The sequence below is a fragment of the Streptococcus sanguinis genome, from assembly GCF_019929145.1.
GTDB lineage: Bacteria > Bacillota > Bacilli > Lactobacillales > Streptococcaceae > Streptococcus > Streptococcus sanguinis_U.
This window is the reverse complement of the sequence record NZ_JAHZOW010000001.1, coordinates 1,196,608-1,210,364: the sequence shown is the minus strand read 5'-3', so window position 1 is coordinate 1,210,364 and position 13,757 is coordinate 1,196,608. Positions and strand designations below refer to the sequence as shown.

General features: G+C 43.4%; 9 protein-coding genes. 5 read left to right on the top strand and 4 right to left on the bottom strand.

The window, feature by feature from the left end; genetic code table 11:
• On the top strand, positions 1 to 509 hold a 509-nt coding region (locus K1I94_RS05730; RefSeq protein ID WP_223314700.1), incomplete at its 5' end, for an IS3 family transposase.
• Positions 510 to 559: 50 nt separating this feature from the next.
• Here K1I94_RS05730 and K1I94_RS05725 read toward each other — a convergent pair.
• The 4 genes from K1I94_RS05725 to K1I94_RS05710 form a co-directional block, all read right to left on the bottom strand.
• Positions 560 to 1,303 (bottom strand): ABC transporter ATP-binding protein, encoded by a 744-nt coding sequence (locus K1I94_RS05725; protein ID WP_223314699.1) that lies wholly within the window; start codon positions 1,301 to 1,303, stop codon positions 560 to 562.
• 57 nt (positions 1,304 to 1,360) lie between these two features.
• Positions 1,361 to 3,697, bottom strand: coding sequence for an ABC transporter permease (locus K1I94_RS05720; protein ID WP_223314698.1), 2,337 nt, complete (start codon positions 3,695 to 3,697; stop codon positions 1,361 to 1,363).
• Complete coding sequence (locus tag K1I94_RS05715) at positions 3,672 to 4,955, bottom strand: MFS transporter (RefSeq protein ID WP_223314697.1); 1,284 nt, start codon at positions 4,953 to 4,955, stop codon at positions 3,672 to 3,674. Before K1I94_RS05715 ends, K1I94_RS05720 begins: the two co-directional genes overlap by 26 nt.
• Positions 4,956 to 5,017: 62 nt before the next feature.
• Positions 5,018 to 5,635, bottom strand: a complete 618-nt coding sequence (locus K1I94_RS05710; protein ID WP_011836620.1) for a TetR/AcrR family transcriptional regulator — start codon at positions 5,633 to 5,635, stop codon at positions 5,018 to 5,020.
• A gap of 153 nt (positions 5,636 to 5,788) precedes the next feature.
• Between K1I94_RS05710 and K1I94_RS05705 the strand changes: the two genes are divergently transcribed.
• From K1I94_RS05705 to K1I94_RS05690, 4 genes are all read left to right on the top strand, one after another.
• Positions 5,789 to 6,358 carry a LemA family protein gene (locus K1I94_RS05705; protein WP_072073563.1) on the top strand — a complete coding sequence of 190 codons (570 nt, stop codon included), beginning with the start codon at positions 5,789 to 5,791 and terminating at the stop codon, positions 6,356 to 6,358.
• Between the two features lies 1 nt (position 6,359).
• A complete protein-coding gene (htpX, locus tag K1I94_RS05700) occupies positions 6,360 to 7,256 on the top strand; it encodes a zinc metalloprotease HtpX (RefSeq protein WP_223314696.1) in 897 nt (298 codons plus the stop codon).
• Positions 7,257 to 7,716: 460 nt separating this feature from the next.
• Positions 7,717 to 8,598, top strand: a complete 882-nt coding sequence (locus tag K1I94_RS05695; protein WP_002896237.1) for a helix-turn-helix domain-containing protein — start codon at positions 7,717 to 7,719, stop codon at positions 8,596 to 8,598.
• Positions 8,599 to 8,667: 69 nt separating this feature from the next.
• Positions 8,668 to 13,380, top strand: coding sequence for a glycoside hydrolase family 70 protein (locus K1I94_RS05690; protein ID WP_223314695.1), 4,713 nt, complete (start codon positions 8,668 to 8,670; stop codon positions 13,378 to 13,380).
• Positions 13,381 to 13,757: the final 377 nt, after the last annotated feature.

Here is a 13,757-nt window from a genome sequence, read left to right as displayed (position 1 = left end):
AGTTTGAAGCAGCCAAGCCAATGGAAAAGTGCTATACGGATGTGACAGAGTTTGCCATTCCAGCAAGCAGGCAGAAACTCTATTTATCCCCTGTTCTGGATGGATATAACAGTGAAATCATCGCTTTTAATCTTTCTTGTTCGCCTAATTTAGAACAAGTAAAAACGATGTTGGAACAGGCATTCACAGAGAAACACTACGAGAATACGATTCTCCATAGTGACCAGGGCTGGCAATACCAACATGATTCTTATCATCGCTTTCTAGAGAGTAAGGGAATTCAGCCATCTATGTCACGCAAGGGCAACAGCCCAGACAACGGCATGATGGAGTCCTTCTTTGGCATTTTGAAATCCGAAATGTTTTATGGTTATGAGAAGACGTTTCAGTCACTTGAACAATTGAAACAAGCTATTGTAGACTATATTGATTACTACAATAACAAACGAATCAAAGTCAAACTAAAAGGACTTAGTCCTGTACAATACAGAACTAAATCCTTCACTTAAATTATTTGTCTAACTTTTTGGGGTCAGTACACTGCCGAAGGGCCTCTTTTTTATATGCCAATCTGATTGAGGTCCGCCAAGAGCAGCTGGCGGCGCTCATCTTGATTAGTAGCTGGGTCAAAGAGAACTTCTTTTTTGATCTTGCCATCTAAAATGAGTAGGATCTTGTCTGCATAGGTAGCCACGCTGGCATCATGCGTCACTAGGAGAATGCTTGCGCCCTGCTGGTGGAAGTGCTGCATGAGCTCCATAGCTTGACGGCCAGCCTGAGAGTTGAGCGCTCCTGTCGGCTCGTCAGCAAAAATGATTCGAGGATGGTTCATGAGAGAGCGGCAGATGCCGGCTCGCTGGATTTGGCCGCCCGATACCTGATGGATAGAGCGGTGAGCAATGTCCTTAATCCCAGTCAGAGCCATTAATTCCTTGGCTCTTTCGTAGGCTGCCTTTCGCTCATTGCTTTTCTTACCAATGATACTCGGTAGACAGATATTGTCTAGGATATTGAGATTTTTCAGGAAGGTTGCCTGCTGGAAGACAAAGCCGAAAGCCTCTCTGCGAAGGCGGTCTAAGTCTTTATCTTTCATGGCTAGCAAGTCCTGTTCCTGGTAAAGAATCTGGCCTTGGTCAGGTCTGTCAATGGTGGACAGAAGATTGAGCAGAGTGGATTTCCCGCAGCCAGACGGCCCCATGATGGCGATGAATTGGCCACTTTCAATCTTTAGCGATAAATCACGAAGAATGGGCTCCTGATTTTCCTGATAGCTTTTGCTGAGGTTGTGTGCTTCTAATAACATAGGCTTTTCCTTGGATGTAAAATAAGTGCTAAGCGCTTGGAAGCTATCTGCTTAAGGTCAATATTCCTTGAGATAGCGTCCAATTTCCAGCTTGTTCAGAGCTCGGAGACTGATGTGTGCTGCTGTAAGTCCGCTAAGAAGCAGAGCCAGCGGTGTCCATAGAAAAGTAAGGGACTTATTGATGATGAGCTGGAGTTTGCTGATACCGAAGCTGCTGAGCAGCAGACTGCAGACTTCTTGCCCTAGACTAAGGAGCAGCAGGTCGGCTATTGCCAGAGCCAGCATCAAGATGAAACAGACAGCGAGCAGGTAGTGGCTCCTGAGTCGTTCACTGCCAAATCCCAGCATCCGATAAAGTGCCAAGTCAGCTTGGTCCTTGGTGAAAATCATATAGACAAAGAGAGTCATAAGGATGAAGACAATGCTGAGTCCTGTCCAGAAAACGCTGGTCTGAATCAAGCGGAGCATGGCTAGAGTGTCATCAAAAGTCTGATGGAAAAAGTCTTCTACGTCGGTTAATTTATAATTGGAATAGCGTTTTTTCCATTCGTTGATTTTTTCAGCGTTTTTACTAGCATCTTTAAGGTGGATGGTCGTCAGACTATTGAGTGTTTGCGCTTGCTTTGTCACAAAGACAGCCTTGGCGGTCTTGCCGCTGTAGGTCAGGTCTGAGTAAATACCGACTACTTTTAATTTTCTGGGTTGACCGTCTACCGTCAAGGTCAGGCTGTCTCCTACTTTTAGCTTGAGCTCTTCTGCCTTAAGCTTGGAGAGGGCAATTTCATGCTCGTTTTTAGGATAGCGGCCTTGGCTGTATTTGACTGGAAATCCCGCATGGTTTCCCAGAGTTACCCGCAACTGCTGGGTCTGACCTTGCTGGTCTTGATAGGAGAAATTCTGGCTCTGGTACTGATTAATCTCTGCGATATCCTTGTCTGCCTGCAGTTCTTTCAGAAGCTGGGCAGCCTTGGTATCAATGTCTTCAGTCTGAGAAATATCAACCAACACATCTGCCTGACCAGCTCCCAGATACTGAATGAAATTCTTGTCCATCACAGTGCTGTAGAGACTGGCTGGCAGCAGGATAAGCAGGCTAATCAAACTGACAATGAACAACATTGTCAAATAGAGTTTTTTATGATTCAGAATCGTTTTCAGAGCGAAATAGGGCCTGTCTAAGAGGGGGATAGTCGGTAATCCCATTTTGGGAGTAGAAGGAGTCTCGGTCAGACTGTTGGAAGAAGCTAATCTTAAAGCTTGGCCAGGCGTCATTTTCTTAAAAGAGCTGAGAGGCCGGGCAGTCAGCCAGAAGACCAAGAGACAGAGCAGTAGAGCCACTAGCATTTCCAAAAGATAGCTATAGAAGGGCGTCGGACTTTGCCCCATAGACAGTGCCATCTGCTTTTTAAAAGGAGAACTCAGGAGAAAGGACAGTCCCCATCCAGCGATGGTTGCTAGAGCCAGGCAGAAATAATACTTGGTCAGGTAGACTCTGCTGATAAAGCTTTGGGGTAGTCCCATCACCTTCATAACGGCAATCTGCTGCAGTTCTTCTTGAATCTTGGTCAAGAGGGCAAAGCGCATGCAGAGAAAGGTGATGCCAATGATGGCCATAACCAGTAGTCCCATGACTAGGATGACTAGAGCATCATTGAAGCCGTTAATCATCTTGATAGTCGGATAGGTGATCATAGGCGGTCCATTGGACTCGAGCTCGGCATTTTTATAGGCTTGCTCAATGGTAGAGATCTGACTAAGCTTATGTACTCTAAAGGCAATCAGGTTCTCGTTAGATGCAAAAGCTTCTTTTTTTAGAGTCTGCAAATCAGTCTGTGAAATGAGGAAGCGCTTAGAGGAGACTAGACCAGCATTCATCTGGGCATCTCGAATAAAGCCCTGGACAGTCAGCTCTAGCTTGCCGACTTTTATTTGGTCACCGATTTTGATTTTTCCGCTATTGTAATAATAAAGGGGGATATAAACTTGGCCTGGGTGAGGCTGGGCTGGCTGGTTATTCTGATCCAGCAGAAAGTCAAAATTTTGGTTCTGACTGGAAAAGCCATTATCCTGGGAGCTGTCCTGAAGCGAGTCCTGTCCATTGATGCGGATGGCTGATCCTTCCACATTGACAAAGTCTGTCAGCTGCCAAGAGGCAATTTCCGGATGCTGCTGGACGAAGTTTTGCAGGCGTTCTCGATCGACGCTTCCGCTGTGCATCTGTAGCAGGTGAGGACTTTTAGCTGTTTCCACAAAGCGCTCAATTGAGCTAGTGAGGCTGACAGTCAGGCGCGTGGCTGCAAAGCTTAGGGTCAGAGTCAGAAGAAGGAAAAGCCCGATGACCAGCATGCTGACTTTGTTTTCTTTTAAATCATTTTTTATCAAGCGTTGAAACATATTCCAGCTCCTTTACTGAACGTGCTCGGGAGAGCAGATAAGCACCGATGCTGATAGAGATACCGGATAGGATAAAGAGCAGACCGTAGCCTCTGCCTCCTCCAACACCGATGATTTTTCCGACAGAATTTGCCAGCCAGCCAAAGTAAGTCAGTGAGGGCTTGAAAAGAGTATCCGCGACCCAACCCATGCCAGCATAAGCTAGCACATAGCCCAGCTGAGAGATAATGCCGATGGTCCCCCAGACCTTGCCTTGATCGGCTTTGTTAATATTGATGCGGACCAGATAGTCAATGGCTGTATTGGCGAAAGGTAGGGCAGCAAAGAGGAGAAAGCCAAAGCTGCAAATCCAGATGAAGTTTTCCTTCATTCCCAGCCCAACCATGAAGAGTCCCAGTAGAAATAGTGAGAGGCAGAGCATACGATGGAAGTGTTTTTTGATAGCAAATATCCCCAGAACTAAGCCTCCTATCAGCATCCCGCTGCTGGAGATGGTCATGACCCAGCCGGCTGTTTTGGCGTCTGCGAAAGCCAGCACCAAGGGAGAAAGCAGGATTTGGACAGTTCCCAGAAAGAAGGAAAAGCCTGTTCCAGCTAGGACTAAAATCCAGATTCCTTTTTTCCCATAGACGATTTGAAAACCTTTAAGGAAATCCACCCAGAAACGACTGTCACTGCTATAAACTTGCGAATGAATGGCCCTACGAGCCAGCAAGGTGCAGGCTACTGTCACAAAAATCGTTGAAAAATCTAGCACTAGAATCGTGCTGATATGTCCACTGGCCAAAATCATTCCAGCCAAGGCTGGTGAAATCAGATAGCGGGCAATGCCATTAATCTGGGACAAACCAGTTGCTTTTGATAACTGGTCCTCAGGCAGCAAGTCGGAAATTGTAGCTCGAAAGGCTGGATTGACCAAGGCTGAAAAGAGTGAGCTAATGGCAGCTCCGATACAGATAAAAATCAAAGCAGGATTCTTCAGACTAAAGTAAATCCAGAGAACTCCTAAGCCTGACAGACCATCTCCCAGAGCCATCAGCAATCTTCGGTCATAGCGATCTGCCAGAATTCCAGCCAGAGGAGTAACCAAAAGACCGGGTAGAAAAGCACAAAGCGTAACAAAAGAAGAAACAGAAACCAAACCGGTCAGCTGGAAGATATAAACACCTAAAGCGAAAGAAGTCATACCAGAGCCGATTTCCGAGATGAGGCTTCCAATCCAAATCAATAAAAAGAGTCTAAAACCTGATTGTTTCATAGTTGCCTCCTTATGTTTGCAATGGCAAGTAAGTGTAAATAGTGAATCTAGTGCTTAGCTGTCTAGCTGCTTTGAGTCTGAATCAAAGATAGAAAGGGATTGAAGTAGCCTTGCCGGCTGTGAAAAAGAGTTTCTAAAAGATAGAGAAAAGCTTGTAGTTTTTGCTGCTGTTTTTCTGGAGGTAGTGCCTGAAAACTGCTGCCAAAAGCTTGCAGGGAATAGGTAAGAATCATTTCCAAGCTTTCGTAGGGATAGTCGGTCCTCATATCTCCAGCGGTGATGCCGTCTTGGATGATGGGAAGTAGAATCTGAGGTGCCCGTTCAAGAAGAATTTGATTGGTCTTTTCGTGCAGGAGCGCATTTTGCGGCTGATTGAGATGCAGCAGCACTTCCTCTCCCTCTTGATGATTAAGATTCAGAGCAGCCATGCTGCCAAACAAGCGCTCTAGGACAGTTAGTTCACGATTATTGGCAAAGGCTTGAGAAGCCGTAAATGCTTGTTCAATAGTTCGCTCAATGATGGCATCCATTATCTCTTCCTTAGAAGAAAAGTAATAGTAGAGAGTACCGCGGGCGATTTGAGTCGCTTCTAAAATCTGGGAGATAGAGGTCTGGTCAAAGCCTTGCTCCATAAAAAGCTTTTGTGCGGTATCTAAGATAAAGTCTTTTTTATTAGCCATGCTTGCATCCTTTTTATTAGTAAAATTTTATTAGACCGACAGTCGGTTTATTCTTTCCTTTATCGTACATCTTTTCTAAATCAATGTCAAGAATAAAGACAGTTCTACTATTTTTTGATATAATAAGTCTAATCAAAATTGGAGGAGTATATCATGACTTTTATTATTGTTCTTATTATTGTCGCGGTTTTAGCATTCTTCGTTGTTGGTGCTTACAATACCTTGGTTAAAAGCCGCATGCAAACTCAGGAAGCTTGGAGTCAGATCGATGTGCAGCTCAAACGCCGTAATGACCTGATTCCTAACCTCTTGGAAACGGTCAAAGGCTATGGCAAGTACGAGCAGGCAACCTTGGAAAAGGTAACCCAACTGCGCAACCAGGTAGCTTCAGCTGCTTCACCAGCCGAAGCCATGCAAGCCAGCGACGCCCTTTCTCGTCAGATTTCTGGAATCTTTGCAGTAGCTGAAAGCTATCCAGATCTGAAAGCAAATACCAACTACTTGAAGTTGCAGGAAGAGCTGACCAATACTGAAAATAAAATTGCTTATTCTCGTCAGCTTTATAATTCAGTAACTAGCAACTACAATGTCAAGTTGGAAACATTCCCAAGCAATATTGTTGCAGGAATCTTTGGCTTTAAAGCTGCTGACTTCCTCAAGACACCAGAAGAAGAAAAGGCTGTACCAAAAGTTGACTTTGGCAGCACTGGACTAGGTGACTAAGATGCTATTTGATCAAATTGCCAGCAATAAAAGGAGGACTTGGCTCCTCCTTATCGCTTTTTTCGGACTCTTGGCTCTCCTTGGAGCAGCTATTGGCTATCTCTGGCTTCGCTCTGCTGTTGGTGGTGTCTTGCTAGCCTTGATCATCGGAGCGATTTATGCCGGAGTAATGATTTTTCAGTCTACAGAAGTGGTCATGGCGATGAATGGAGCTCGTGAGGTCTCTGAGCAGGAAGCGCCTGAGCTCTATCATATTGTTCAAGATATGGCCATGGTCGCTCAGATTCCTATGCCACGTGTCTATATCGTAGAGGATTCCTCTCCCAATGCTTTTGCGACCGGTTCTAAGCCTGAAAATGCGGCTGTCGCAGCAACGACAGGTATCTTGCAAATCATGAATCGTGAGGAGCTTGAGGGAGTGATAGGCCATGAAGTCAGTCATATTCGAAATTATGATATCAGAATTTCAACGATTGCTGTAGCTTTGGCCAGTGCTATTACCATGTTGTCTAGCCTGGCTGGCCGTATGATGTGGTTTGGTGGCGGACGGCGCAGTAGTAATGATCGAGATAACGATAGTGGTTTGGGAATTATTCTCCTTATCGTATCACTGATTACTATCGTTTTAGCTCCTCTGGCAGCTACCTTGGTGCAGTTGGCCATTTCTCGTCAGCGGGAGTTTCTGGCTGATGCTTCCAGTGTAGAGCTGACCCGCAATCCGCAAGGGATGATTAATGCCCTACTCAAGCTGGATCGCAGCGAGCCTATGGAACATCATGTCGATGATGCAAGTGCAGCTCTCTATATCAGCGACCCTAAGAAAGAAGGCGGACTGAAGAAACTCTTCTATACGCACCCTCCTATCTCAGAGCGGGTGGAGCGCTTGAGACAGATGTAAAAACTGGGAAACTTAAATTATTCCCAAAAGTTAGATAAACAACTAGTAAAAGGATTTAGTTCTGCATTGGACAGGACTAAGTCCTTTTCATTTTACTTCCTTTCATTCATGTCTAAAAAGATGTTTACTCAGATTGTGTTACAGTTTTATTTCAGTCATCTATAAACCTTAGATTATCCAAGTTTATTTTTGTATAAGTAAGGAGGCTAGATTTAAAAAAGCCAATGTTTTCAAGTTGTCAGGTTGAACCCTCCTGACTTTCTTGTAAAATTAGCATTTTCTTGAAAACCATAAAATTTTCAGAAAAAATCACTATATTGAGTTATTTTATTGTTCAAGTTAATCTATTTGTATCATTTAGAAATACAAAGTAGTTTTTTTGTAACAAAACAGAAATATATTACTAGTATATTAAATTTAGTAAAAAATTTTATTGCATATATGAAACCGGGGGTTCGGTATGTTGAAAACATTTGGAAAAATTTTCAAAGTCATTAGAGAATCAAAAAACATGTCTCTTAAAGAAGCGGCGGCCGGAGATATTTCAGTGGCTCAATTGTCCCGTTTTGAGCGGGGAGTCAGTGGTATCACGCTTGATTCTTTCTATTGCTGCTTAAAGAATATGGCTGTTTCTCTAGACGAGTTCCAGTATGTTTACCATAACTACATTGAGGCAGATGATGCGCTTTTCTCAAAAAAAGTAGCTGATGCTTATCAGGAAAACAATGTCGTCAAGCTCCAAAGTATTTTGGCTAGCTCAGAAGCTTTGGCTGAAAAGTTCCCTGAGAAGAAGAACTATAGGCTCAATACAATTGTTGTTAGAGCAGTATTGTCTTCCTGCAGTCCAGATTTTCAGATTAGCAAGAAAGATACAGAATTGCTGACTGATTATCTCTTTTCCGTCGAGGAGTGGGGACGTTATGAACTCTGGCTCTTTACTAATAGTGTAGATTTACTGACCTTGGAAACACTGGAAACCTTTGCTAGTGAGATGATTAATCGAACTCAGTTTTATAATGACCTACCAGAGAACCGCCGGCGTATTATTAAGATGCTGCTTAATGTTATCAGCGTCTGCATAGAAGGAAACCATTTGCAGGTTGCTATGAGATTCCTCAATTATCTTGATCATTCTAAAATCCCTGAGACAGATCTCTATGAACGGATGCTGATTAAGTATCATAGGGCCCTTTATTCCTACAAGGTTGGAAATAGCCATGCTCTAAGTGATATTGAGCAATGCTTATCTTTTTTGGAATTCTTAGATTCCTTCGGTGTTGCCCAGAAGCTCAAAGCTCAGTTTGAAAGAATTTGCCGATCACAATTGCAGATGTGCAAATAAAATAGACTCATTTCTAAAAATATACTAGAATAAGAGTATAACTTTATACCAAATTCAGAAGGAGGTTTTATGATGGAGAAAAAAATTCATTATAAGATGCATAAAGTTAAGAAGAACTGGGTAGCCATCGGTGTGACTACCTTAGCACTTATCGTAGCACCAAAAGTACTTGGTCTCGAAGCAGGTCTTGTCCACGCTGATGATGTCAAGCAGGTGGCAGTTCAAGAGCCAGCTGCAGCTCAGGATAGCAGTTCAGGGCAGCCAGTTCAAGTACAAGCCAACTCAGCTTCTCAGCTGGAAGCAGAAAAAGCAACTTCTGCAGACAAGGTGACTGATGCTGCTGTAGCCAGTGAAAAAACTACTGAAACTGCAGCAAATACGGAAGCAGCGGTTCAAACAGATGCTCAAGAGCCAGCTAAGCAGGCAGCAGCAGAAGCAGCAACTACAGAAAAATCAGCCGTTGCTGAAGAAGCAAAAGCAGCTAATGCAACATCAGAAACTGCTAAACCGGAAGCAACTGATCAGGATAGACAAGCAAGTCCAGCAACTGCTGACAAACAAGCAAAGAAGACTGTTACAGACAAGATTGTTGCAAATCCAAAGGTTGCAAAGAAAGATCGCTTGCCAGAACCGGCTCAAAGACAGGGAGCGATAGCTGAAAGAATGGTGGCTGCTCAAGCCCAAGCGGCACCTGTTAATACTGAGCATGATGATGATGTCTTATCTCACATCAAGACCATTGATGGCAAGAAATACTATGTTCAGGATGACGGTACAGTGAAAAAGAATTTCGCTGTTGAGCTCAATGGAAAAATTCTTTATTTCGATGCAGAGACTGGAGCATTGATTGATTCAGCTGAGTATCAATTCCAGCAAGGTACTAGCAGTCTCAATAATGAATTCACTCAAAAGAATGCCTTCCATGGCACTACGGAAAAGGATATTGAAACAGTTGACGGCTACCTGACAGCAGATAGCTGGTATCGTCCAAAGTTCATCTTGAAAGACGGAAAAACATGGACAGCATCGACAGAAACAGACCTACGTCCGCTTTTGATGGCTTGGTGGCCTGATAAGCAAACGCAGGTTAGCTATCTCAACTATATGAACCAGCAAGGTCTGGGAGCAGGAGCTTTTGAAAACAAAGTGGAACAAGCTATCCTGACAGGTGCTTCTCAGCAGGTTCAGCGCAAAATCGAAGAAAGAATCGGTAAAGAAGGCGATACTAAATGGCTGAGAACACTGATGGGCGCATTTGTCAAAACTCAGCCAAACTGGAACATCAAGACAGAGTCTGAAACAACTGGTACTAATAAGGACCACTTGCAAGGCGGAGCTCTGCTTTATACCAATAGTGATAAGACTTCTCATGCTAATTCTAAGTACCGCATCCTTAACCGCACACCTACCAACCAAACTGGTACACCTAAGTACTTCATTGACAAGTCAAATGGTGGTTATGAGTTCCTGCTAGCCAATGACTTTGATAACTCTAATCCAGCTGTTCAGGCTGAGCAACTCAACTGGCTGCACTTTATGATGAACTTCGGAAGCATCGTAGCCAATGATCCGACTGCTAACTTTGACGGAGTCCGTGTCGATGCGGTAGACAATGTCAATGCGGACTTGCTCCAGATTGCCTCTGACTACTTCAAGTCTCGCTACAAGGTTGGAGAAAGTGAAGAAGAAGCCATCAAGCATTTGTCTATCTTGGAAGCTTGGTCTGACAACGACCCTGACTACAACAAAGACACCAAGGGTGCACAATTACCGATTGATAATAAGCTTCGTCTATCCTTGCTTTATTCGTTCATGCGCAAGCTTTCTATCCGTAGTGGTGTAGAGCCAACGATTACGAATAGTCTGAATGACCGTTCTACTGAAAAGAAAAATGGCGAGCGGATGGCCAATTATATCTTTGTTCGGGCTCATGATAGTGAAGTGCAGACCGTTATTGCCGACATCATCCGGGAAAATATCAATCCAAATACGGATGGTTTGACCTTTACCATGGATGAACTCAAGCAAGCCTTCAAGATCTACAACGAAGATATGCGCAAGGCAGACAAGAAGTATACGCAGTTTAATATCCCAACTGCTCATGCTCTCATGCTCTCCAACAAAGACTCCATCACTCGGGTCTACTATGGTGATCTCTATACAGATGACGGTCAATACATGGAGAAAAAATCTCCTTACCACGACGCTATCGATGCCCTGTTGCGTGCTCGGATTAAGTATGTAGCTGGCGGACAGGACATGAAAGTCACCTATATGGGTGTCCCTCGTGAGGCTGATAAATGGTCTTACAATGGTATTTTAACCTCTGTTCGTTACGGTACTGGTGCTAACGAAGCAACAGATGAAGGAACAGCAGAAACTCGTACCCAAGGGATGGCAGTTATTGCTTCTAACAACCCGAATCTCAAGCTGAACGAGTGGGATAAACTGCAAGTCAATATGGGAGCAGCCCATAAGAATCAATACTACCGTCCTGTGCTCTTGACGACCAAAGATGGCATTTCCCGCTATTTAACTGACGAAGAAGTGCCGCAATCTCTCTGGAAGAAGACTGATGCTAATGGTATTTTGACCTTTGATATGAATGATATTGCAGGCTACAGCAATGTCCAAGTTTCTGGTTATCTGGCTGTTTGGGTACCAGTTGGTGCTAAGGCAGATCAGGATGCTCGTGTAACAGCCAGCAAGAAGAAAAATGCCAGCGGTCAGGTTTACGAGTCTAGCGCAGCCCTTGATTCTCAGCTGATTTACGAAGGATTCTCTAACTTCCAAGACTTTGCAACTCGCGATGATCAATATACCAATAAAGTCATTGCTAAAAATGTCAACCTCTTCAAGGAATGGGGAGTGACTTCATTTGAGCTGCCACCTCAGTATGTATCTAGCCAAGACGGTACTTTCCTAGATTCTATCATCCAGAATGGTTATGCCTTTGAAGACCGCTATGACATGGCTATGAGCAAGAACAATAAATATGGTTCTTTAGATGACCTGCTCAATGCTCTCCGTGCTCTTCACAGTGTCAATATCCAAGCCATTGCGGACTGGGTGCCAGACCAAATCTACAACCTGCCAGGCAAGGAAGTGGTAACAGCAACTCGTGTCAACAACTACGGAACCTACCGTGAAGGCGCAGAAATCAAGGAAAATCTTTACGTTGCCAATACTAAAACGAATGGTACAGACTATCAAGGTAAGTATGGTGGAGCCTTCTTGGATGAACTCAAAGCTAAATATCCAGAAATCTTTGAACGAGTACAGATTTCCAACGGTCAAAAGATGACGACTGATGAGAAGATTACCAAGTGGTCTGCTAAACATTTCAACGGTACTAATATCTTGGGTCGTGGTGCTTACTATGTTCTTAAAGACTGGGCTAGCAACGAATATCTCAACAACAAGAATGGTGAGATGGTACTGCCTAAACAATTAGTTAATAAGAATGCTTACACAGGATTTGTCAAAGATACTACTGGATTCAAGTACTATTCAACTAGTGGCTATCAAGCTAGAAATTCCTTTATCCAAGATGAAAATGGAAATTGGTATTACTTTGATAAGCGAGGTTATTTAGCAACAGGTGCTCATGAAATTGATGGCAAGCAAGTTTATTTCCTCAAGAATGGTATTCAGCTGCGTGACTCTCTCCGTGAAGATGAAAACGGCAATCAGTACTACTACGATAAGACTGGCGCCCAAATTCTCAACCGTTACTATACTACTGACGGCCAAAACTGGCGTTACTTTGATGCCAAGGGTGTCATGGCTAGAGGTCTGGTAACCATGGGCGGCAATCAGCAATTCTTCGACCAAAACGGCTACCAAGTCAAAGGCAAGGTTGTGCGTGCCAAAGATGGTAAACTGCGTTACTTTGATAAGGATTCAGGTAATGCTGCTGCTAACCGCTTTGCCCAAGGTGATAATCCAAGTGACTGGTACTATTTCGGAGCAGATGGTGTTGCAGTAACAGGTCTTCAAAAACTTGGCCAGCAAACACTTTACTTCGACCAAGATGGCAAGCAAGTCAAGGGTAAAGTAGTAACTCTGTCTGATAAATCAATCCGTTACTTCGATGCTAATTCCGGAGAAATGGCAGTCGGCAAGTTTGCAGAAGGATCTAAGAACGAATGGTATTACTTCGATCAGACTGGTAAAGCAGTGACAGGTCTTCAGAAGATTGGCCAACAAACCCTTTACTTTGACCAAGATGGTAAGCAAGTCAAAGGTAAAGTAGTAACTCTGGATGATAAATCTATCCGTTACTTCGATGCTAATTCAGGAGAAATGGCAGTCGGCAAGTTTGCAGAAGGTGCCAAGAACGAATGGTATTACTTTGATCAGGCTGGTAAAGCAGTGACAGGTCTTCAGAAGATTGGTCAACAAACCCTTTACTTTGACCAAAATGGTAAGCAAGTCAAAGGACAGCTAGTAACTCTGGCTGATAAATCTATCCGTTACTTCGATGCAAACTCAGGAGAAATGGCAGCCAACAAGTTTGTTGAAGGTGCCAAGAACGAATGGTACTACTTCGATCAGTCTGGTAAAGCAGTGACAGGTTTGCAGCAGATTGGCCAACAAACCCTTTACTTCGACCAAAATGGCAAGCAAGTCAAAGGTAAGATTGTCTATGTCAATGGTGCTAACCGTTACTTTGATGCCAATTCCGGAGAAATGGCGCGCAATAAATGGATTCAGCTAGAAGATGGAAGTTGGATGTACTTTGACCGCAATGGTAGAGGCAGACGCTTCGGCTGGAACTAATAGCAATAGAATAGGCTAAATGAAACTTAATCTTTAGCTTTCTAATACACAAAAACGATAACTTCTTATTTGGAAGTTATCGTTTTTTATTTATCACATTTTTGAGGAAATCAAAACAAGGGTTAGAACCAACAAGTAAAGTTCATCTCTCTTAGAAAATACCTTGTATTTATAAAATATATAAAAAATTTATAAACTAAATCAATTTATTTACCTTTATTACATTTTTGTCAACAGCTGACAAATAGCATTCAATTTACTTTTATAATATTCTTTGTAATTTGAATTCGTCAGCAAGGATAAAAGTAAGTGATGAGGATGAATTCTTTTATCACAAGCGCTTTACCATCTTGTTATCAGTTTTGAAAAAGGAACTA